Here is a 22,846-nt window from a genome sequence, read left to right on the forward strand (position 1 = left end):
ATACTAAGTATTACTTAATAGCTTAATTTTAAAAGTTATTAAGTAAAAATTGGCTTGGTACTAAGTAATACAGAATATAAGTCAGACGATATAGAGGAGGTTCTGAAGATCGAAAATTTAACTGAAATGCTGAAGGGTTCGCTGGAAGGCTGTGTGTTAGAAATTATCAGCCGCCATGAAACCTATGGCTATGAGATTACACGCCGCCTGAACGAGCTTGGATTTATCGAGGTCGTAGAAGGGACGGTCTACACTATTCTCGTACGATTAGAAAAGAAAAAACTTGTGAATATAGAAAAAAAACCATCGGATATGGGCCCACCCCGCAAATTTTACTCGCTTAATGAGGCGGGCTACAAGGAGCTTGAGTTGTTTTGGAAAAGGTGGGATTTTGTATCATCAAAAATCAACGTCTTGAAGTCAAACTAGCTTCATAGGATAGAACGCCGGATATTCTTAAAGCAGCTTATGAAGCTTTATAAAAAGGAGGAAAAATGACATGTTGGAAATATTCAAAAAAATGATTGGTGGTAAAAAAGAGTATAAAATGATGATGGCACGGGTTGAAGCTTTGCCAGAAGACTATCAGTTTGTATTTAAAAAAATTCAAAACTACATGTGGAATTTCTCATCGGGCAACGGAATGGATATGCTACACATGCAGTATGAATTAATTGATTTATTCGAAGTAGGTGCTGCAGAAGGTAGACAGGTGCTCGAAATTACTGGAGACGATGTGGCTTCCTTTGCTGACGAATTAGTGGCAAATGCTAAAACTTATATGGTTAAGTATCGTGAAGATTTGAATCAGAGTATTAAGGAACGATTAGGAAAAAATAAATTTAATCAATAACATCGACTGAATAGCTAGTTGCTTTCGCTATTCAGTCATTTTTTAAACTAAGTACTAAGTGATACAGAATATCAGTCAGACTAAATAGTGAGATGTCAAAAACCTAGCTCTACGAGACGCTCAGCTTAGCTACAGCATGACAGTTCTAGCAAGCAAGCTTGTGGAGCTTTTAAAAGGAGGAAAAACGTATGAGAAATACAGCGATTTTTGTAAAAGAGTTAAAAAAGTCCTTTAAAGACAAAGACGTTTTAAAAGGGGTGAATGTTGAGGTACAGCGCGGTGAAATTTTTGCACTGCTGGGCTCAAATGGATCAGGGAAGACGACGACAGTTAATATTCTTTCAACGCTGATAAAGGCTGATAGCGGCGAAGTGAGTATTTGCGGATTTGACGTCCAACGTCAACCGGCTGACGTCCGCCAGAACATCAGCCTAACGGGGCAGTTCGCAGCGTTAGACGGCATGCTTACTGGGAAGGAAAACCTGATAATGATCGCCAAATTGCGAGGGGTATCTAATCCTAATGAAGTAGCTGACAATCTCCTTGCAAGATTCAGCTTGACCGATGCAGCTAATTGCCGGGCGGATCAATATTCCGGTGGAATGAAGCGCCGACTTGATATAGCTATGAGTCTGATTGGGGCGCCAGCCGTTATTTTTCTCGACGAACCGACGACCGGACTTGATCCGGAAGCCCGGATCGAAGTCTGGAACACCATCAAAGAGCTTGCTGGCGGTGGTACGACCATCTTGCTCACGACTCAGTACCTGGAGGAAGCTGAACAACTGGCAGACCGTATAGCCATCCTACATGGCGGAAAAATCATCAAAACCGGTACCCTTACCGAACTTAAAGAGATGTTCCCCCCAGCAAAAGTGGAATACATTGAGAAACAGCCAACATTGGAGGAAATCTTCCTCGCGATTATCGGCAAAAAGGAGGAAATGTAAATGAAAAACAATACAGGTGTATTACTAGGACGTTTGATGCGCACGATTATGCGCAGCCCGGATACGATTATTACGGTGGCAATTACGCCGATTATGATGATGCTACTGTTTGTCTACGTATTTGGTGGCGCTATAAATACAGGAACAGCCAATTACGTCAATTATTTATTACCGGGAATCTTGCTGATGGCTATCGCATCCGGCGTCGCTTACACTTCCGTGCGGCTATTTAATGATGTAAAAAGTGGACTGATGGCCCGTTTCATCACCATGCCTATTAAACGCTCTTCGGTATTATGGGCTCACGTGTTGACATCTTTTGTTTCCAATGCGCTTACTATCGTGATAGTTATCTTCGTCGCGCTCTTGATGGGTTTCCGTTCCAGCGCTGATATCCTAGATTGGTTCGCGGTAGCCGGGATACTCGGGCTGTTTACGCTAGCCCTGACATGGTTGGCCATTATTCCAGGACTGACAGCGAAATCTATGGAAGGAGCCACAGGCTACTCGTACCCACTGATCTTCCTACCTTTTATTAGTTCCGCCTTTGTTCCCACTGAAACGATGCTTAAAGCTGTTCGTGCATTCGCCGAAAACCAGCCCGTGACTTCAATCGTGAATACGATTCGTGCACTCTTGTATGAAGGATCTGTTGGCAACGATATCTGGAGTGCCATTGCCTGGTGCCTCGGTATCATGGTCATCGCTTACTTCTTCGCTAGTAAAGAATTCAAACGCAAATTAGGGTGAATTTTATAAACTGAGCAAGCTACCCAAGGTATATGGAATCATCGGAATTTTAATATAAAGTATTGATAGCATAAAACAGGGATTACTTCTAGTTGTCGTAATGTGAATTATCGGTAGAAATAAAGAAGACCTGGAACAAGGTCTTCTTTTATTCATCATCTTCCCATTCATTTTGTTGTTTTTTCTTAACCGGTACACATAGTTCATGGGTATAAGACCACATACAAAAATAATGCCTCCAAATATGTAATTTTAATATGCTGCAAATTTAAAAAGGTAAGCCTTTCATCAACTATCTTTTTCATTCAAAATAACTCCTTATCTATCCAAAATAATTCGTCCAATGTTTCTTCAACGACGTAGCAAATTTGCAAGCAAAGCTTTAACGACGGGTTATATTGTCCTTTTTCTATGAGGCTAACAGTCTGTCTTGTAATACCAACCTTATCTACAAGTTGCTGCTGAGTTAATCAGTTTCTGTCATAAGTATTTTTGTTTAATTTGTAAAAATATTTTGAATTAATGATCTGGCTATGATAATATTTAAATCAGTAAATCATATATAAAATTTAAAATCACATATGTGATTTAGAGAGGATTTCTTCATGTCAGTAAAATCAGCAGAACGTGTATTAAGGGTATTTGAATTGATCGCTCAACATCCCGAGGGATTAACAGTAAAAGAGGTTAGCGATTTACTTTCGCTTCCGCAAAGCAGTACGTTTAATCTTGTGGGAACTCTTCATAATGAAGGGTATTTAAATCAGGACTCATTAAAAAGGTATAAGCTAGGGCCAAAGCTAATTCAAATTGGAACAGCGGCTATGGAATCATTGGATATTTCTTCTGAGGGAAAACCGTATTTAAAGAAGCTGATGGAGGATGTTCAGGAAACGGTGTTTATGGCCTTGCTGTCAGATGGAGAGTTGGTCTATGTTGTTAAGATTGATAATAATCGCTCTATTAGAACAACAGCTCAGCCTGGTAATCGAAAGCCGCTCTATTGTACCGGATTAGGAAAAACCTTTTTAGCTTTTCTTCCTAAAGATCAGCGAGAACAGCTGCTTGAACATACGGAGCTGCTGCCTATTACGGACTATACAATTACAGATAAAACAGTTCTTAACGACAATTTAGACTCTTTTATTCAAATGGGCTATGCAATTGATGATGAAGAAAATGAGGAAGGGTTGTTTTGCCTTGCTGCACCTGTATTTGGAGCAAAGGGAAGCATTCAAGCTGCTATTAGCGTAGCTGGTCCTAAGGAAAGAATGCTGAAGCATAAGGACTTTATAGTAGAAAGGTTGCTTCAAACAGCGACTAATATATCTTTTATTGCTGGATATGAAGAGGCGAAGAGATAAATGAAAAGAGGGGTAAAATGGATGTGATAAGCATGGGGGAAACAATGATTCTGTTTACCCCACACTCGAATGGAAAGATGCGATACGCTAAAGATTTTTCTTCGAAAATTGCAGGGGCAGAAAGCAATACGTTAATTGCCCTGTCAAAACTCGGTTATCAAACGGGATGGGTTAGCCGGTTAGGAAAAGATGAGCTAGGAGAGCGGATTCTTTCAAGTATTAAAGGAGAAGGAATAGATGTAAGACATGTGATATTTGATGATCATGCTCCTACGGGTCTTTTTTTAAAGCAAAAAACAAATGAAATGAACAGTAAAGTCTTTTATTACAGACAAGGTTCAGCAGCAAGCTTTATGAATCCGCATGATATGAATGAAGAGTATATCTCTTCTGCCAAATATTTATACGTGACAGGAATAACACCTGCGCTGAGCGACTCCTGCCATGAAGCTGTTTTTCAAGCGATAAAAGCTGCTAAAAAAAATGGTGTAAAAATAGTGTTTGATCCGAATTTACGCAAGACACTTTGGGATGAAGAAACTGCGCGTCAAACACTCATTAAAATGGCTACATATGCGGATATTATCTTACCAGGAGTGAACGAAGGTCAGTTTTTATTTGAGAAGGATAACCCTGAAGACATTGCATCAGCGTTTCATCAATTAGGTGCAGAGCTAGTCATTATGAAGCTAGGTGAGGAAGGAGCTTATTATTCGACTGAAAATGAATCCGCTTACGTAGAAGGCTTTAAAGTTGCTAGAGTGATAGATCCAGTAGGAGCTGGTGATGGGTTCGCCGCTGGGATACTGTCGGGATTAATAGATAAATCCTCTTTAAAAGAAACAGTTAGAAGAGGGTGTGCTATAGGAGCTATGGTTGTAACCGTAGAGGGTGATATTGAAGGCTTGCCTGATAAGAAAGAGCTTTACGAATTTATGAATGCGATTACAAAAGAAGACGTTATACGATAAAAGAAAGGGGCTTACCCATGACGGATAGTTTATCACATTTATTAGAGCATAAAATCGTTGCGATTATTAGAGGAGCCAAACCGCAGGATGTAGTGAAAATTGCTTCTGCGCTTAATGACGGCGGTGTAAAAAATATCGAAATTACTCTAAATTCGCCGGACGCACTTTCAGCCATTAAAGAGGTTTCTGCAGAGCTGGGTGATCAAGTGTTAGTAGGAGCAGGTACAGTGCTTGACCCTGAAACAGCACGTTCAGCTATTTTAGCAGGAGCAAAGTTTATCCTTTCTCCAACGGTTAATATTGAAACGATTAAACTAACAAAAAGATACGGTGCGGTGAGTATTCCAGGTGCTTTTTCACCTACTGAAATTTTAACGGCATATGAAAATGGCGGAGATATTATAAAAGTCTTTCCTGCTAGGCTGGGTGCTAGCTATATTAAAGATATTCGAGGGCCGCTTCCCCATATTCCACTTCTTCCAACAGGAGGAGTGAGCTTAGATAATATTCAAGAATTTGAAGAAGCAGGTGCTGTAGGATTTGGGATTGGAAGTTCTTTAGTTGATACAAATCGTGAAATTACTCATGCATACCTGCAGGAGCTAACACAAAAGGCTAAAGCATACGTAGCCGCAGTTAATGGTATAACGAAAGGGGAAAAAGTACATGAAAATTACTAATTATGAATTGTTTCAAGTGCCGCCACGCTGGTTATTTTTAAAAATAGAAACGGACGAAGGAATTGTTGGGTGGGGAGAACCTGTTATTGAAGGAAGAGCCTCTACCGTTAAAGCTGCAGTAGACGAGCTAATGGAATATCTTATTGGCAAAGATCCATTAAATATTGAAGATCATTGGAACGTTATGTACCGAGGAGGCTTCTATCGAGGCGGACCTATTTTAATGAGTGCCATATCAGGGATTGATCAAGCTCTGTGGGACATAAAAGGAAAATATTACGATGCTCCTGTGCATCAACTATTAGGCGGAAAAGCAAGAGAATCCATTAAAGTGTATTCGTGGATTGGAGGAGACCGACCTTCAGACGTAGGCGAAGCAGCCAGAGAAGTTGTCTCACAAGGATTTACAGCAGTAAAAATGAATGGAACAGAAGAGCTTCAATACGTAGATTCATATGAAAAAATTGATCAAGTAGTAGAACGTATCGCTGCTGTCAGAGAAGCAGTGGGGCCTTATGTAGGAATAGGTATTGATTTTCACGGACGAGTACATAAGCCAATGGCAAAAATTTTAGCTAAAGAATTAGAGGTCTATCGTCCAATGTTTATCGAGGAGCCGGTTTTGCCCGAAAACAATGAGGCGCTAAGAGAAATTGCCAATCACGTATCCATTCCTATTGCGACAGGAGAAAGAATGTTTTCAAAATGGGAGTTTAAAAAGCTCTTAACGGACGGATACGTTGATATTATTCAGCCGGATTTATCACATGCGGGAGGAATTACAGAGTGTAAGAAAATTATTTCAATGGCTGAAGCCTTTGATGTAGCGGCTGCACCTCATTGCCCGTTAGGACCTATTGCATTAGCAGCTTGTCTTCAAGTAGATGCAACGTGCCACAACGCATTTATTCAAGAACAAAGCTTAGGCATTCACTATAACCAAGGCAGTGATTTACTAGATTATATTGTTGATAATCACGTATTTAAATATGAAGAAGGATTCGTAAAGATTCCAGATGGACCTGGCTTAGGTATTGAGATTAATGAAGACCATGTTAGAAAAATGGCTGATATTGGTCATAATTGGCGTAATCCAGTATGGCGTCATAAAGACGGTTCTGTAGCGGAATGGTAAAGGGGAAACCATTTTAGTACGGGAGATCTGATTGACAAATGACCGTCAGTCAGATCTTCTTTTTAAACTAGTCATATACAGGGGGATAAGGGAATGAAGGGGTATAGCGAAAAGCCGACTCGCGTTAGATTTCGTGTTTTAGCATTTATTTTCGTAAGCGTTATCATCAACTATATGGATCGAAGTAATATTTCTGTAGCCGCCACGGCCATGTCCAAGGATTTAAAGCTATCATCAGTAGAACTGGGCCTTATATTTTCAGCCTTTGGATGGGCTTATGCTGCTTTGCAAATACCAGGAGGGGTAATGGCTGACCGTTTTGGTGCTCGTGTTACGTATGCCGTTAGCTTAATCACCTGGTCTATTGTTACATTATTACAAGGATTTACCAAGGGATTTGTGAGTCTTTTTGGTCTGCGTCTAGCGACAGGAGCGTTCGAAGCACCGGCTTTTCCGACCAATAATAAAGTAGTTACTAGCTGGTTTCCAAATCAGGAAAGAGCATCAGCAATTGCTTTTTATACTTCAGGACAGTTTGCAGGGCTAGCATTTTTAACACCTACATTGGTGACCATTCAGCACTTTTTAGGGTGGAGAGGTCTGTTTATTACTACAGGGGTTATCGGTATAGCATGGGGCATTATATGGTACATCTTTTATCGTGATCCTTCTCAGCATAGCAAAGTAAATAAAGCAGAGTTACAGCATATCGAAGAAGGTGGAGGCTTAGTTAAAGCTGCGGATACGAAAGGAGAAAGAGCAAAGTTCGAATGGGGAAATCTTAAAGAAGCCTTTTCTCACAGAAAGCTATGGGGCATCTACTTAGGACAGTTTGCCGTCAACTCTACTTTATGGTTCTTCCTTACCTGGTTTCCAACGTACCTTGTGGAATACAGAGGGTTAGATTTCTTAAAATCAGGGTTCTTAGCATCAGCGCCGTTTTTAGCAGCGTTTGTAGGGGTACTATTATCTGGCTTTGTATCGGACGCCTTAGTGAAAAAAGGAGTATCACTAGGTATTGCAAGAAAAACACCTATTATCGTAGGACTGCTTTTATCAACTTCAATTATCGGAGCCAATTATGTAAATAGCACATCTCTCATTATCATGTTTATGGCTATTGCATTCTTTGGAAATGGTCTGGCTTCTATTACATGGGTCTTTGTCTCAACGCTAGCGCCTAAACACTTAGTCGGTTTAACAGGCGGAGTTTTTAACTTTATCGGAGGTTTAGCTTCTATCATCGTTCCGATTGTTATTGGTTTCTTAGCTAAAGGAGGAAACTTTGCTCCAGCGCTAGTATTCATAGCGGCATTGGCCCTTTTAGGAGCACTTTCGTACATCTTCCTTGTAGGAAAAGTGGAAAGAATTAAAGTGGTTAAAGATGAAAAATTGAATCGAGATATTGTGTAAGGCCGTTTGTAGTTTTATAGGAATCATACATCTGAAATTATTTGTGACGAGATGAAAAGTGAATTCTTAAAAATTCTATTAGAGAAAGAGCATAAATTTTGTTGGAGACCAACGGATTTATGCTCTTTTTTTCACCTATAAAAGAGGATTTGAGGCCGTACAAGAATAAGATTATTAGGTTAGGGAGTTGTGAGGTTTATGAATAAAAAAAGCATGATAAAATATACAAAATTTCTACCTTTTACTCACAGTAGTCAAAGAATAATAAGTAAAAAATGATTATTAGAGAGTTGAAGGTGCATGTATGAAAAAGGTTTTAACAACTTCTGCTGTATTATCGCTAGCATTAGCAGCTGGCAGTAGTAATCAAACCAAGTAAATAAGAGCAGAAACATAATATTTCCTGCTATAATTCTTAAGACTGCGTAGCTATTCCAACATTTGAGCAAACTATCCAAGACACCGCGAGGTATCTATCTAATATCCTAATCCGCGGGGCAAAAGAAACTATTAAGGATGAGATAGTTTCTTTTGTTTTTTTAATACATTATCAACTTAAATAGACCTTAGTTAGTTAACATAAAACGGCTTATCGGAAATTACATGCAAAACAACCTTCCATAAGGGGTTTTTGTTATTTTCACTAATACTATTTTGAAGCTAAATTTTCTCTATCTACAGCCTCTGGTGGAATTTCCATCCATCCATTTTCCATCATAATATTTGATGCATCCTTAACAAAATTTGCTATATTCATTAAAGATCTCCCATAAAGTAACGCTAAATCATGTCTGCCATTTACAGCTAGTGAATTCCCAAATGCTCTTATTTTCATGGAAAACATATCGACCTTATGAAACAGCATTAGTTTATCCGAAAAAGGTGCGAAAGTTGAAGTTGTGACTAAATGGTCAATAAATTCTGGAGCAGGTAAGTTCTCACGATGAAGTTTTTCTATGTAATGTTCAACTGCTTTATGGGTAAGGTCTTTTCCTTTTACAAATATGTCTCTAACTTTTTGGTTTTTGGCAACTTGACTAAAAGCCATGATTAAAGCTTTGCTTGTTACGTTATTTTCAATATTATCGTATAAATGAGCAATTTCTAACGCGTGTAGAGGACGAACATCTCCAACAAAACCACTCAAATAATCAGTACTGGCAATTTTCACTTGTTCTGGAGCTGGAATAATGGGTGGGGCAATAATAAGGCTTTTATCCATTAAAATGGTTTTAATTTCTTCCATTAATTCCATGGTCGAGTTCATACAGTAAGTTAAGAAATTACGTACATCTTCTCTATATATTAAAGGTATAGCGATACTATAAATGCTAAGTCCTGCTTTTCCTGCATACTTTAAATAATATACATAAAATTCATCTTCAAATAATCTTGGAGCACCTAGATTAACGTCTTCCTCTGTAAAGCCATGTGGAATAGGTATATTTTCTTTGATAAATATCTCTTTGACGCTACTTTGAAATTCTTCAGTTAGTCTTTTCGCATGTTCTACTAGCTTTTTTATGTCTTGATCTTCAACATGTTGTAGAAAATAATTTAAAATACAATTACACATGCTATTACCCATATAGGTTGCCCAGAGTTTTCCCATTTCTGGAGCCGTCAATTTTCTATCAGGATTCGATTTTTTTAAGCCTATCTTAATTGGTTTAATTGTTCCCATTTATAGTCTCCTTTTCTTAGGCTTGCCTTTTATATTGTTTTTATTCTTCATACCCTGTAAACATTACAAGTCCCTTCAGAACTTTTTTAAGATATATATGGATTGTCAGGAACAGTTTAAGTTGGTAATGTTAAACTGCTCCTATTTTATTTTTATAGAGTGGGTAAGTTCAACGCTGTATCGATATTATTTAAATCTAAACTAATTTGTTCATTTGTATCCCAAACATGGTACCATCCTTTTTCTACCATATATGCAGATATTTGTTCATGCATATCAAGAGCTTCCACTAAATGGTGAGTGAGCATTTCTTTAATTTCAGGTGTTCCTGCCTCCGTAACTGCCATGGCATAATTTCTAACTCCACTTTTAGCTGCAATTAATAAATCCATTGCAACCACTTGATCCGATAGGGCATTCATGCCAGTTAAATTTTCAATAATTGGATTCATGTGTATTCATCTCCTATTTTACTGCTTAGCGTTGGAAAGGATAGAAGCATATTCTTGTAATTGTCTCGTAGATACATCTATGTCTTGCTGCATAATATCTTTTAATTGCTGATCTGTAACTAATCCTCTCATCGTTTTGGACTTAGTCAAGCAATTGGTCTTAAATGCAGCCATTTCATGGACCTCAAGAACTTCATGTAAAGCGTAATTCATTTTTTCTACCTCCTTCCTCAAGGTTTTAACAAGACTTTTATACAATTATCCATTTTGGTGTCAAAAATCTCATAGCCACGCTTTGCTTCACTAAGTGGAAGTACATGACTCACGACATCTCCTGGATCAATTTTTCCGGTCGAAACTAATTCAAACATATATGGCATATAGTGAATCACAGGTGCTTGTCCAGAGCGAATATTGACGTTTCGGTTCATAATATCTCCCATTGGGAATCCATTATATTTGCCACCGTAAACGCCTGTAACTTGGATTGTCCCGCCTTTACGTACTGCTTGTGAAGCCATGATGAACGCACCAAATGCTCCGCCCTGCAGTTTCATTCCACTCGCAAGGAACTCCATATCAGTCATTTTACCGTCCATACCAACTGCATCAATGACAACATCAGCGCCGCCCTTCGTCATTTCTTTCAAATGCATTCCTGCATTTTCAAAATGTGCGAAATTTACAATTTCAACTTTGTTGGTACGTTTGGCGTGTTGCAAACGATAATCTACATAATCTACGGCAATGACACGCTTTGCTCCTTTTAGCCAACAGAATTTTTGAGCAAAAAGACCAACCGGACCACAGCCAAGAACAATAACTGTGTCGCCACCCTTTACGCCTGCATTGTCAACACTCCAATAACCAGTAGTCATTGCATCGGCAATAACTGCTAACTTTTCATCTGGTTCTTCACAAGTCTCTGGAATTTTGAAATGAGTAAAGTTAGCAAACGGTACTCTTAAATATTCAGCTTGCCCACCTGGATAGCCACCCGTCGTACCAGAATATCCGAAATAGGCACCCATATCACCATTATCATTGGAATTATCACATTGGCTTTCTAAATGGTTTTTACAGTAAAGACATTCACCGCATGCTATATTAAAAGGAATAATGACACGATCTCCCTTTTTTACCTTCGTCACATCTGGACCAACTTCTTCGACGATTCCCATTGGTTCATGGCCAATCACATAGTTTTCTTGCAGGTTAGGAATCATGCCATGAATTAAATGTAAATCAGACCCACATATAGCCGTACTGGTTACTTTAATAATCATGTCATCTCGTTTTTCAATCTTTGGATCTGGAACTTCTTTGACTACAACATTTTTAATACCTTGATACGTTACTGCCTTCATGATAGATATCCTCCAGTGTTAGTGTTCATCAGGTGTTCGGTCAAACAGACCTTTTCTATTGGTCTCAACAGGAAATAGATTCATTTTGCCAATCATCAATGTATTGTTGGCAGAGAGTTGGTCTAGTTGATATTGTTCACTTAATTCGTATGGATGGAACCATTTCTTACTGATCATTAGTTCTGTAATTTCTTGGTGCATGGCAATCCCTTGCATTAACTGTTCTCGTAAGAGGGTTCTAACATCAGGTGATGCGGACTCCGTTAATGCGACTGCGATATTGCGAACACCTTCCTTGGCACGAAGAAGAAAGTCCATCGCAAATGTGGTATCTGCGAGCTCTGGTACGTGTAGCGAGTTTATAGGATCTAAATAGTCATGATTCACTGAATTTACCTCCTTTTCAATTGATTATTGGTGTTGGCCGGTTTTGAGGAACAGGGGCTTCAAAAGGTGCACGTTGATAAACTGCCTGTAATTCTTCCAGCGCTTGTATCGATTGTTCAACATCTTTTTTCATTAATGCTCTCAAATCATCATCAAATACAAGTCCTTGCATTAGTTTTGATTTCGCTAAGCAAAGGGTTTTAAAATTAATAACTTCATGTAGATCCAATGACTCATGATCGGCTAATTTTTGAATATCCATTTCTGATTACCCTCCTTTTTACGTAAATACAATGTTATTATTCCGAATATAGGAGGAAACATTCTATAATGTTTTTATAGGTGAATTATATTAAGTAGTTATAATGTACATATAATCCGGAAAATTAATTGGAATTATCTGGGGCTAAACGCTTTTGTGGTCTTTTTTCTTGTTAGCTAACAGATAGGTTAGTCAAACAAGAACTCTTTTAATTACATCAAACTTTTTGATTTAAATATGGCATGAAAGAAGGTTAGGCTAAAAAGTATCAAGGGAAATAGTGGGAGGTAAAAAGTGCTGGACTTGAAGTTCATGCTTTAAATCCTAATGCCGTAAAAACAATAAAAGAAGTAGGAATCAATATCTCAAACCAAACATCTGATGTAATCAATCCTGAAATTCTTAATAATCTGCTTTAGTTGTGACACTATGCGGACACGCAGTAGAGCATTGATCTGTAACTTTTCTACATGTGAAACGAGTTTACTGGGGCTTTGGCGATCCGTCAAAAGCAGAAGAAACAGATGAAGAAAAATGCATTTATAATTGGAAGTCTTTATATACAGCTCCATAGAAGGATTAACGACATAAATATCTTTCCCTTTAGTAATGTCAAAAAGACGACTCTCTGTTTTGATCTCTTCCTTCTTTAATAAAGGTGTGGCAGCCCCATGGGTAAGTATTGTTAGACTAATCAATATAGTGAAGCTTATAATAAGAAAAGTATAATTTGTAAAGCGATTACAATAATTATTACAAATGAATAATTGGTTTCAAATTAATCTTTAAGCACCATAAAGAACATAAAGTAAGCGATTCATCATATAGAATCCATATTATATTTTTTTAACTAACTAGGGGCGAAACGAATGAAGGATTCCAGATATATTGCACAACCAGGCTTTACTGATACCGGGATGGTTTTTAAGTTTGTACAAAAAAGTAACGAGTTTATTCATACTTTTGCCGAGGGAGAATTACTGTATACATTGGGGGTTAATCGAGAGGATATCGTCGGAAAGACGCTTCATGATTTGTATTGGGATGATATTGACACTGCCAATTTACTAAACAGTTATTACAAAAAAGCGTGGGAAGGACAGTACATTGAATATGAAGGTAAATTTAGAGGTATTTATTATGTAATTTATTTAAGACCTTTATTTCATAAGGATAAAGTAGCTGAAGTAGTCGGAACTTGTGTGGACATTACTAACAAAAAGATTATGGGAGAGGACATTTTTCAAAAAGAACAAGAACAAAAATTAATGAATTCCTATGCATTCCAGCGTAGTTTGATTGATTGGTTAGATAGTGGGATTGCAGTAACAGATTGCAATAAAAAAATAAGGCTCTTAAATAGGAAATTTTACGAACTTTTCCAGTTGAAGGGTGAAATTGATTGTCATGTTGGGATGCACGCTTCGGATTTACATTACCTTTTTGATAAAGAAATTAATAAAATTAAGCTGGAAAATACAGAAAAACAAACGAGAACTACAAAAGAGATTAAAATAGATACAGGTATGACACTACGCTGCAATTGTTTTCCTTTAAATGAGGAAAATGATTTTGTAGGCTACTTATGGGAGTTTGAGGATATCACAGAACAAAAAAAAATGGAAAGAGTTATTATTCAGGCAAAAGAAGAGGCTGAAAAAGTGAACATGGCCAAATCAAGTTTTTTGTCTAAGATGAGTCATGAACTGCGTACGCCGCTGAATGGAATTCTGGGTTTTGCTCAATTATTGGAGATGGATGAATCTTTAAATAAACAACAGCGTGATTTTGTACAGGAGATTTTAAGCGGAGGAAGCCATTTATTAAGTTTAATTAATGATATTTTAGACGTGTCAAGAATAGAAACAGGAAATTTAAAGATTTCTGTAGAGGAAGTTCATCTTTTAACTGTCATCAAGGAATGTATCAATATTGTACAACCATTGGCTAAGAAGAAGAATATTAGTATTTATAGCCAACTGGATCAATGGGAAGATATGATGGTTCTTGCTGATCCTATACGTCTTAAACAAATATTGCTGAATCTACTTGATAATGCTATTAAATACAATCAAGAAAATGGAAAAGTCATCGTTTTCTGTCGTTTACAAGAGAATAAGCAGTACATTCATATCGTAGATACAGGTGTAGGTTTTTCTGTAGAGGAATATACTAAAGTGTTTGTTCCATTTTATCGAATTGAAAATACAAAAGAAGAAGGTACAGGGATTGGGTTATCTTTAGTTAAACAGCTGGTGCATCTAATGGGTGGGGATATTAATGTAACAAGCAATAAAGGAACAGGAAGTGAGTTTTGTTTTAGCCTTCCTCTTCCAAATGATTCAAAGACTGTCATACAATGGGGTGAACAAACTGAATTTCCTCCAACAAATAATAGGAAGGAAGATAACTATCGTTTGCTATATATTGAAGATAACGAATCCAACTTGCACTTAGTAAGTAACATCATTAAATCGCAGCCTTCCTATACGCTCTTATCAGCTCGTACAGGAAAAGAAGGAATAGAAATTGTAGCAAACGAAAAAATAGATTTGGTTCTTCTTGATATTAACCTCCCAGATATTAATGGATATGAAGTATTTGAAATTTTAAAAGCAGGCAAAGAAACGAAAGATATTGCTGTCATCGCTGTAAGTGCAAATGCAATGCCAAAGGATATTCAATATACATTGGATAAAGGATTTGATAACTATTTAACAAAGCCCATTCATGTACAAGAGTTTTTGACAATCCTAAGTGAAACGCTAAACAATACAATTAATCAAAATATTCCAGATCATAAAATTTTAAGTACAGGACCACATGGCGAGGAAGCTGCCTCAGCAAAAACACTGCGGTTATCTTTGAAAGAGCTAAAAAAAATTAAGAAAAAGAAATATAAGGCTGCTATTGCTATGCATTATACTGGAAGTGATTGGTCAAGGTCCCAATTGGAAGGAATGCAAACTACTTTTGAGAAAATGGGCATTGAGGTAGTAGCCGTGACAAATGCAGAATTTAAATGGAAAAAGCAAGTAGCCGACATTGAAAGCATTTTAGCCAAAAAACCGGATATCCTGGTGAGCATTCCAGTTGATCCAGAATTGACTGCAAGTGTGTATCAAAAAGCAGCCCAAGCTGGTGTAAAGCTGGTGTTTATGGACAATACACCGAATGGTTTGCAGCATGGGAAAGATTATGTAAGTATTGTTTCTGCTGACAATTATGGAAATGGCATTGAATCGGCTAATATCATGGCTGAGAAATTAGATAGAAAAGGTAAGGTCGGGATTATTTATCATGATGCTGATTTTTTTGCAACCAAACAAAGAACGGAAGCATTTGAAAAAACGATAAAGGAAAGGTACCCTGATATTCAAATTGTCGATCGCAGGGGAATTACTGATTCGAATGATGGAGAAAAAGTGGCATCCGGTATGATTGCTGAACATCAGGATTTAAATGGTATTTTTGTTGTATGGGATGTCCCGGCTGAAGGAGCTTTGAGGGCAACTCGTACTGCAAAAAAAAGCAATTTAGTCATTACGACAATGGATTTGGGTATGAACGTCGCCTTGGAAATTGCACAGGATGGACCTATTAAAGGACTAGGTGCCCAGCTACCATACCAGCAAGGAGTCGCCGAAGCGATTCTAGCAGGGTATGCCCTACTTGGAAAACAAGCGCCACCCTATGTAGCCGTTCCGTCTCTAAAAGTAATGAAAGAAAATGTAATTGATGCTTGGCAGCTCGTTTATAATGAAGATGCTCCAGATATTATTCAAAGTGTTGCGAAATCAAGAAACGCTAGGGAAAAGGGGGAACAACAAGATGAAAGTATTGATCGCAGACGATGATGTTACCTCAAGAAAATTGTTAAGGTACTTTATTGGGAGTTTATCCAAATATAAAATTGTTGGAGAGGCCGCCAACGGTGAAGAATTGATACACTATGTTACGAAAGAAAAACCGGATCTTGCTTTAGTCGATATTGGAATGCCCTTATTGAATGGGATGGAAGCAGTTAAAGCATGTAAAGAACTTTTCCCGGCTTTACAAGTTATTTTTATTACTGGTCATGATAATTATGCACTTGAGGCATTTAACGTAAAGGCAGTAGACTATATTTTAAAGCCAATTGATAGAAATCGTTTATATGGTGCTTTAGAGAGAGCCTCCCAAGTGTCTATTTCACTAGTCGATAAAGAACATTCATTTAAAAAGGATTTAATGATTAAACAGCAGAAAAATATAATTTTTATTCCATTAGAAGAAATTATCTTTATTGAAAGACTTGATCGGAAATCTGTCATTCATACTAAAAATGGTAAATTCGAGACAAATGAAGCTTTAACTAACTTAGAAGGTGCCGTTGATTCTAGGTTTATGATATCTCATAGATCTTATATTATAAATGTGGAACTTTTAACAAGAATCGAAGCAACGGGTCAAATGTATAAAGCCTATTTTAAAGATTATAAGGAAACTGCAAGGATTTCCAAGCATAAAGTAGACAATCTGCAAAGGTACAAATTATTATAAAACAGGGAGCTCAGCAATAAGTGCTGAGTTTTTTTAATTTGTTGTTTTTTTGTTTATATGGATAAAAACGACGCTTAAAAGGATTTTTAAAGAGTTTGAACCTCAGAAAATGTTGTCTGAATCCAATTAGACAATATTTTTGTATGCGATTACAATTCTGTTATAGAGAAGAACAAGAAAAGAGAGTCGTAAAATGGTGCGAATAATAGATGTAGCAAAAAAAGCAAATGTTTCAACTGCTACAGTGTCAAGAGTGCTAAGTAAACCTAACACTGTAACGGAAGAAACGACTGAGAAAGTATTACAAGTAATTAAAGAATTAAACTATCAGCCAAATGCATTAGCTCGCCAGTTAAGAACATTAGAAACCAAAACCATTCTAGTCATTGTACCTGATATAACAAATCCTTTTTTTTCTAAGGTATTAAGAGGAATTGAGTCTGTAGCCGTCATAAAAGGATATCAAGTTCTGCTTGGGGATACGGGCAATGATTTGGAAAGAGAAAACGGGTATTTAAATATACTTCTCCAAAAAAAAGCTGATGGAATGGTTTTACTAACGGCGAGAATGGAATCGAAGAACATTGAGGAAATGGCTCTCAAATATCCTGTAGTTTTGGCATGTGAATATATAGAAGGTTCAGCCATCCCCACCGTTTCTATTAATAATATCAGCGGGGCTCAAAAAGCAACAGAATATTTGGTTAAGTTAGGGCATAAAAGGATAGGATTTATATCAGGTCCCCTAGGCGGAGTGATAGGCCAGGATCGATTAAAAGGATTTAATCAGACAATGACACGATACAACCTGACAACTGAGTCCATTCTAGTGCAGGAGGGTGATTTTTCTTATGAAAGCGGTTTTAATATAATGAATCAATTTTTGGGTCTTAATCATCCTCCAACAGCCGTGTTTGCAGCAAATGATGAGATGGCATTTGGAGCTATAAATGCTATTTCTTTAAAAGGATTAAGTGTTCCACATGATATTTCCGTAGTAGGATTTGATGATATAAAATTTTCATCTATTTTCAAACCGGCTCTTACAACCATCTCACAGCCAGCTTTTGAGATGGGCACGATGGCAATGAAATTACTTATAAAGTTGATGAATAAGGAAGAAATTGAAAGACATCAATATTTAATGGAAGATCAGCTTATCATACGTGATTCATGCTCAACACATCTTTCATAAGGGAATAAGAGTTCTTTTGAAAATGTATCTGATGATTTAAACCTTCTTGTTTTTTAAAATTAAGATGTAATCGATTACAAATGGTTGGAAAAAGAATTATTTAATATCCGATTAAAAAGGGATTTTTAGTTTATATTTTTGATAAGTACAATCAATCACAAGTACAGGTAGTAAAGACACCTTCTTCTTATAATAAATTAAAAAATATAATCTTTTTCTAGAATACTTTGTAATCGATTACATGTGTCTTGGTTCAATTATTTCTTATCTAAATTAATTTAGGGAGGTGATGAAATCCCAGTATTAATACACCATGTACTCATAAGGAATCTTTAAAGATAGGGGAGAAACCATGAAACTAGGATATCAGACAAATACGTGGGGCGGGGTAGTAGGGCATCCTGCCGGAGTCACTTCGATAAAAGACCTTTATTACCTTGCAAATGGATCAACAAAAGAAGCTTTAAAGGATATTGCAGAAGTTGGATATAAAGGATTTGAAATGTTTGACGGAAATCTAATGGAATTTAAAGATAGAAAAGAAGAATTTAGAGCATTGCTGAACCGTTACTCTTTAGACTTTATTGGAGTTTACACTGGAGGGAATTTTATTTTCCCGGATATTTTGGAAGAAGAATTATTAAAAATTGAAGAGGTTGCAGCTCTTGCTTCTGAACTAGGGGCGCAGCATCTAGTAATTGGCGGAGGAGCTATCCGTACGAACGGTATTTTAGAAAGCGATTACACTGATTTAGGCAATGCTCTTAATCGAGTAGTAGTAATTGCAGAGAAATATAACCTTATTCCAAGTTATCACCCGCATTTAGGAACAAACGTAGAGGCCCCAGACCAGCTGGACAAGTTAATGGCACTAACAACGATTAATTTATGTCCGGATACAGCGCATATCGAAGCAGGTGGAGGGAATCCAGTAGAAGTAATTAAAAAATATGCAGATCGCATTAAATATATTCATTTCAAAGATTATTATAATGGAGAATTTCTTCCTTTAGGAGAAGGACATCAAAAGTTTGATCAGATGATCCAACTTCTGGATGAAATTGGATATGATGAATGGCTTACAGTAGAATTAGATAGCTATAATGATCCGAAAAAAGGAGCAGAAATCAGCTTTAACTTCTTATTAAGTTTTGAAAAGGCAAATAAGGCTTAAGGTCAAGAAGAAAGGAGCAGAGATAATATATTAGAAACTTGAAGTCTAATTTACCATAACGATATAGAAAATGTTATTTAAAAGATAGTAGATCCGAATAAATAGACTACTTTCATAGGAGGAGAACAAAAATGAAAAAGTTAAACGTAGGTATGATTGGCGGAGGATTTATGGGAAAGGCGCATGCACTCGCTTACGCAGGTATGCCAATGTTTTTTTGGCCGGCACCAGCAGTTCCTCAACGACACACAGTCGTTGATGTGACTGAAGAGTTAGCAAAAGATGCAGCGGAACGTTTAGGATTTGAAAACTATTCATCTGATTGGAGAAAGGTAGTAGAAGATCCTGAAATTGATATTATTGATATTGTAACACCAAATGACTCTCATGCAGAAATTGCCATTGCAGCTGCCAAAGCAGGTAAACATATCATTTCAGAAAAACCGTTAGCACGAACTGCAGCAGAAGCAAAAACAATGCTTGACGCAGTAAAAGAAGCAGGTGTTAAACATATGGTCGCATTTAACTATCGCAGAACACCAGCCGTTGCTCTAGCAAAAAAATATATTGAGGAAGGAAGAATCGGGAAAATTTTAAACTTCCGAGGCACATACCTGCAAGACTGGTCTGCGGATCCTAACTCGCCTTTATCATGGCGCTTCCAAAAAGAACGAGCTGGTTCAGGTGCATTAGGTGATATCGGAACACATGTGATTGACTACGCAAGATATCTTGTGGGTGACATTTCAGAGGTAATGGCTGTTGCAAAGACATGGGTTGGTGAAAGACCGATTCAAAGTGGTGCTGTAGATAAACTAGGAACTGTAAAAGCAGAAGCTGATGTACCAAAAGGTAAAGTTGATGTAGACGATGAGTTTTCAACTTTAATTAAATTTGATAACGGCGCAGTAGGAAGTATTGAAGCGACCCGTAATGCCTGGGGTCGCAACAACTTCTTAACATTTGAAATTCACGGAGAGAAAGGTTCATTATACTTTAATTATGAACGCCGTGATGAGCTTCAAGTATGTTTCTCCGATGATCCAAGTGATAGCCGCGGATTCAGAACGGTTTATACAGGACCTGCACATCCATATGGAGAAGGTCTATGGCCAATCCCAGCATTAGGAATTGGGTACGGAGAAACAAAAATTATTGAAACATATGATTTCCTCAAATCAATCGCTGAAGATACAAGCGTATCACCAGATTTTGAAGACGGTTATCAAATCGCCGTTATTTCAGATGCTATCCTTGAATCAGCTGAAAAAGGTGTGTGGGTTAATCTTACAGAAAATTTAGTGAAAGCTTAAATAATAGTTTAGTAGAGGCTAGTCCTAGTAGACTAGCCTTTATTAGAAATAGAGTTGTTGATTTGTGATTCGGATCAATAGAGACAAGTCAGCAAGCGGCTATAAAGGTTTAATTCTCTTTTTAGCTACTACGTGAGTAAAAGAAATTATGGAAAATACAGTTTATTAAGGTGGAGAAAGAAATGGAAAAAATAAAAGTTGGAGTTATTGGGACAGGGTTTATTGGACCTACTCATATTGAGGCTATCAGAAGACTCGGTTTTGTAGAAGTAGTTGGATTAGCAGAACATGGGCAGGAAGTAGCAGAACAAAAAGCGGTTGAACTTGGAATTCCGAAAGCTTATGGAGATTATCGTGACATGTTAAAAGACAGCGAGATTCAAGTTGTTCATAACTGTACACCTAATCACCTTCACTTTCAAATTAATAAAGAAATTATTCAAGCAGGCAAACATGTGTTATCGGAGAAACCATTAGCTATGTCTAGTGAAGAATCAGCCGAGCTATTGAAATTAGCTAAAGAGCACCAGGTCGTACATGGCGTAAACTTTAACTATCGCCAATTTCCGATTGTAAAGCAATTAGAAACGATGATCAGAAACGGTGAGTTAGGGAAAGTCAACTTAGTGCACGGAAGTTATTTACAAGACTGGTTATTGTTCGAAACAGACTTTAATTGGCGCTTAGCTCCTGAAGTCGGAGGGAAATCACGAGCGGTAGCGGATATCGGTTCTCATTGGTGTGATACAGTTCAATATGTAACAGGTAAAAAAATCGTCGAAGTTTTTGCTGATTTAGCAACTGTTATACCAGTAAGAAAAAAATCTACTTCTCAAGGATCTACTTTTGGGGGACAAAAAGGACAAGAAGAAGCATATGAAGATGTTCCGATTAACACAGAAGACTATGCATCTGTTCTTGTACGTTTTGAAGACGGGGTAAAAGGCTTATTTACTGTGTCTCAAGTAAGTGCAGGGCGAAAAAATAGGCTAAGCTTCGAAATCGCTTGCAGTCAAAATTCTGCTTTTTGGAATCAAGAAGAACCAGAAAAGCTGTGGATTGGCTATCGAGATCAACCAAATCAAACTCTCCTTGCAGATCCTACTTTATTTAATCCGGAAGCAAAATCGTCCATTCATCATCCTGGGGGCCATAATGAAGGCTGGCCAGATGCATTAAAAAATGGATTGTTGAATTTCTATACCTTTATTCGAGAAGGTAAAAATCCTTTAAGTGATAAAGCCACTTTCGCGACATTTGAAGATGGACATATGTCCATGTGCATTACCGACGCCATTTTAGCAAGTCATGAACAACAAAAATGGATGAAAGTGAAGGTAAAGCAGGAGGTACGTGTATGAAATTAGGGGTGTTTACAGTTCTTTATCAAAACTTGCCTTTTGAAGAGATGCTGGACAAACTATGTGAAATGGGTGTAGAGGCCGTTGAATTGGGCACAGGCAATTATCCAGGAAACAGTCATTGTAATCCGGATGAATTACTAGAGAAATCAGAGAAATTAAAAACATTTCAAGCTGCCCTTACAAGTAGAGGACTTACAATAAGTGGTCTAAGTTGTCATGGCAATTTACTGCATCCAAATAAGATGGTTGCCAAAAAGGCTCATGACGTGTGGAGAAAAACAGTTTTATTAGCTGAACGTTTAGAAGTGCCGGTGATTAACGGATTTTCTGGGTGCCCAGGTGACCACCCAGGTGCCAAAAATCCGAACTGGGTAACCTGCTCTTGGCCGCCGGAATATACAGAAATCCTAGATTGGCAATGGAATGAAGTAGTCATTCCTTATTGGAAAGAGGAAGTGAAATTTGCAGAGTCACACGGTATCCATCAAATTGCACTTGAAATGCACCCGGGTTTTGTTGTGTATAACCCTGAAACTCTCTTGAAATTAAGAGAGCATGCTGGGCCAAGTATTGGAGCTAATTTTGATCCAAGCCATTTGATTTGGCAAGGAATTAATCCAGTAGAAGCCATTAAAAAACTTGGTCGAGAAGAGGCTATTTTTCATTTTCATGCAAAAGATACGTATTTGGATCAGGCAAATATTAGTGGTAATGGGGTATTAGATACAAAACATTACAGTGATACTTTGAATCGTTCGTGGACATTTAGATCCGTAGGATATGGGCAAAACGAAAAAGTATGGAAAGATATGGTGAGTGCGCTTCGTGCGGTAGGATATGACTATGTGATATCCATTGAACATGAAGATATGCTAGCTTCGTTAGATGAAGGATTAAGTAAGGCCGTCTCTTTATTAAAAGGCGCACAATTTAAAGAACAATTAACTGAAATGTGGTGGGCGTAACAGTATATTTTCTATATAATTAATG

The 22,846-nt window shown here is 37.5% G+C and carries 22 protein-coding genes and 2 pseudogenes; 17 read left to right on the forward strand and 7 right to left on the reverse strand.

Going from position 1 to position 22,846, the window contains the following annotated elements; genetic code table 11:
* Positions 1-108: 108 nt before the first annotated feature.
* The 4 genes from SCI76_RS22235 to SCI76_RS22250 all read left to right on the forward strand — a co-directional run bounded on the left by SCI76_RS22235 (position 109) and on the right by SCI76_RS22250 (position 2,553).
* Complete coding sequence (locus SCI76_RS22235) at positions 109-429, forward strand: PadR family transcriptional regulator (RefSeq protein WP_028414817.1); 321 nt, start codon at positions 109-111, stop codon at positions 427-429.
* A gap of 70 nt (positions 430-499) precedes the next feature.
* Positions 500-853 carry a DUF1048 domain-containing protein gene (locus SCI76_RS22240; protein WP_221832258.1) on the forward strand — a complete coding sequence of 118 codons (354 nt, stop codon included), beginning with the start codon at positions 500-502 and terminating at the stop codon, positions 851-853.
* A 188-nt stretch (positions 854-1,041) separates the two neighbouring features.
* Positions 1,042-1,803 (forward strand): ABC transporter ATP-binding protein, encoded by a 762-nt coding sequence (locus tag SCI76_RS22245; RefSeq protein WP_407544354.1) that lies wholly within the window; start codon positions 1,042-1,044, stop codon positions 1,801-1,803.
* Positions 1,804-2,553, forward strand: coding sequence for an ABC transporter permease (locus tag SCI76_RS22250; protein ID WP_407544356.1), 750 nt, complete (start codon positions 1,804-1,806; stop codon positions 2,551-2,553).
* Between the two features lie 305 nt (positions 2,554-2,858).
* On the opposite strand, the pseudogene SCI76_RS22255 reads toward SCI76_RS22250, so the two are convergent.
* Positions 2,859-3,023: pseudogene (locus tag SCI76_RS22255) on the reverse strand (helix-turn-helix transcriptional regulator); the annotation flags it as partial.
* A gap of 135 nt (positions 3,024-3,158) precedes the next feature.
* Between SCI76_RS22255 and SCI76_RS22260 the strand changes: the two are divergent.
* From SCI76_RS22260 to SCI76_RS22280, 5 genes are all read left to right on the forward strand, one after another.
* Positions 3,159-3,917, forward strand: a complete 759-nt coding sequence (locus SCI76_RS22260) for an IclR family transcriptional regulator (protein WP_407544358.1) — start codon at positions 3,159-3,161, stop codon at positions 3,915-3,917.
* 17 nt (positions 3,918-3,934) lie between these two features.
* Positions 3,935-4,888: a sugar kinase gene (locus SCI76_RS22265; protein ID WP_168761119.1), complete on the forward strand. Its 954-nt coding sequence runs from the start codon at positions 3,935-3,937 to the stop codon at positions 4,886-4,888.
* 17 nt (positions 4,889-4,905) lie between these two features.
* On the forward strand, positions 4,906-5,568 hold the full coding sequence (locus SCI76_RS22270) for a bifunctional 4-hydroxy-2-oxoglutarate aldolase/2-dehydro-3-deoxy-phosphogluconate aldolase (RefSeq protein WP_168761118.1): 663 nt from the start codon (positions 4,906-4,908) through the stop codon (positions 5,566-5,568).
* A complete protein-coding gene (gene dgoD / locus SCI76_RS22275; protein WP_028409932.1) occupies positions 5,555-6,703 on the forward strand; it encodes a galactonate dehydratase in 1,149 nt (382 codons plus the stop codon). The genes SCI76_RS22270 and dgoD overlap by 14 nt, the downstream gene beginning before the upstream one ends.
* Before the next feature lie 93 nt (positions 6,704-6,796).
* Entirely contained in the window at positions 6,797-8,116 is a 1,320-nt protein-coding gene (locus tag SCI76_RS22280) for an MFS transporter (RefSeq protein WP_407544361.1), read from the forward strand.
* Positions 8,117-8,765: 649 nt separating this feature from the next.
* Here SCI76_RS22280 and SCI76_RS22285 read toward each other — a convergent pair.
* The 6 genes from SCI76_RS22285 to SCI76_RS22310 all read right to left on the reverse strand — a co-directional run bounded on the left by SCI76_RS22285 (position 8,766) and on the right by SCI76_RS22310 (position 12,268).
* On the reverse strand, positions 8,766-9,800 hold the full coding sequence (locus SCI76_RS22285; protein WP_168761117.1) for a DUF3231 family protein: 1,035 nt from the start codon (positions 9,798-9,800) through the stop codon (positions 8,766-8,768).
* 152 nt (positions 9,801-9,952) lie between these two features.
* Positions 9,953-10,252, reverse strand: coding sequence for a spore coat protein (locus tag SCI76_RS22290; RefSeq protein WP_048019371.1), 300 nt, complete (start codon positions 10,250-10,252; stop codon positions 9,953-9,955).
* A gap of 18 nt (positions 10,253-10,270) precedes the next feature.
* Positions 10,271-10,465, reverse strand: coding sequence for a hypothetical protein (locus tag SCI76_RS22295; protein ID WP_048019372.1), 195 nt, complete (start codon positions 10,463-10,465; stop codon positions 10,271-10,273).
* A 17-nt stretch (positions 10,466-10,482) separates the two neighbouring features.
* Complete coding sequence (locus tag SCI76_RS22300; RefSeq protein WP_048019373.1) at positions 10,483-11,619, reverse strand: zinc-dependent alcohol dehydrogenase; 1,137 nt, start codon at positions 11,617-11,619, stop codon at positions 10,483-10,485.
* A gap of 18 nt (positions 11,620-11,637) precedes the next feature.
* Positions 11,638-12,006 carry a spore coat protein gene (locus tag SCI76_RS22305; RefSeq protein WP_016766279.1) on the reverse strand — a complete coding sequence of 123 codons (369 nt, stop codon included), beginning with the start codon at positions 12,004-12,006 and terminating at the stop codon, positions 11,638-11,640.
* A gap of 16 nt (positions 12,007-12,022) precedes the next feature.
* Entirely contained in the window at positions 12,023-12,268 is a 246-nt protein-coding gene (locus SCI76_RS22310) for a hypothetical protein (RefSeq protein WP_048019374.1), read from the reverse strand.
* A gap of 281 nt (positions 12,269-12,549) precedes the next feature.
* Between SCI76_RS22310 and SCI76_RS22315 the strand changes: the two are divergent.
* The 8 genes and pseudogenes from SCI76_RS22315 to SCI76_RS22350 form a co-directional block, all read left to right on the forward strand.
* Positions 12,550-12,842, forward strand: a pseudogene (locus SCI76_RS22315) (arsenate reductase); the annotation flags it as partial.
* A gap of 295 nt (positions 12,843-13,137) precedes the next feature.
* The gene (locus tag SCI76_RS22320) at positions 13,138-16,125 is read left to right on the forward strand and encodes a substrate-binding domain-containing protein (protein ID WP_221840393.1); all 2,988 of its coding nucleotides are present in this window, start codon (positions 13,138-13,140) and stop codon (positions 16,123-16,125) included.
* Positions 16,100-16,810 carry a LytTR family DNA-binding domain-containing protein gene (locus tag SCI76_RS22325; protein ID WP_221832262.1) on the forward strand — a complete coding sequence of 237 codons (711 nt, stop codon included), beginning with the start codon at positions 16,100-16,102 and terminating at the stop codon, positions 16,808-16,810. Before SCI76_RS22320 ends, SCI76_RS22325 begins: the two co-directional genes overlap by 26 nt.
* Positions 16,811-17,003: 193 nt before the next feature.
* Positions 17,004-18,005 carry a LacI family DNA-binding transcriptional regulator gene (locus SCI76_RS22330; protein WP_221832264.1) on the forward strand — a complete coding sequence of 334 codons (1,002 nt, stop codon included), beginning with the start codon at positions 17,004-17,006 and terminating at the stop codon, positions 18,003-18,005.
* A 352-nt stretch (positions 18,006-18,357) separates the two neighbouring features.
* Positions 18,358-19,179, forward strand: coding sequence for a sugar phosphate isomerase/epimerase (locus tag SCI76_RS22335; RefSeq protein WP_221832266.1), 822 nt, complete (start codon positions 18,358-18,360; stop codon positions 19,177-19,179).
* 131 nt (positions 19,180-19,310) lie between these two features.
* Positions 19,311-20,492 carry a Gfo/Idh/MocA family protein gene (locus SCI76_RS22340; RefSeq protein ID WP_221832268.1) on the forward strand — a complete coding sequence of 394 codons (1,182 nt, stop codon included), beginning with the start codon at positions 19,311-19,313 and terminating at the stop codon, positions 20,490-20,492.
* Positions 20,493-20,674: 182 nt separating this feature from the next.
* Positions 20,675-21,853 (forward strand): Gfo/Idh/MocA family protein, encoded by a 1,179-nt coding sequence (locus SCI76_RS22345; protein WP_221832270.1) that lies wholly within the window; start codon positions 20,675-20,677, stop codon positions 21,851-21,853.
* Complete coding sequence (locus tag SCI76_RS22350; RefSeq protein WP_407544367.1) at positions 21,850-22,821, forward strand: sugar phosphate isomerase/epimerase family protein; 972 nt, start codon at positions 21,850-21,852, stop codon at positions 22,819-22,821. The genes SCI76_RS22345 and SCI76_RS22350 overlap by 4 nt, the downstream gene beginning before the upstream one ends.
* Positions 22,822-22,846 lie beyond the last annotated feature (25 nt).

This window comes from Priestia sp. HNGD-A6 (assembly GCF_045784335.1).
In the GTDB taxonomy this organism is placed as follows: Bacteria; Bacillota; Bacilli; order Bacillales; family Bacillaceae_H; genus Priestia; species Priestia zanthoxyli.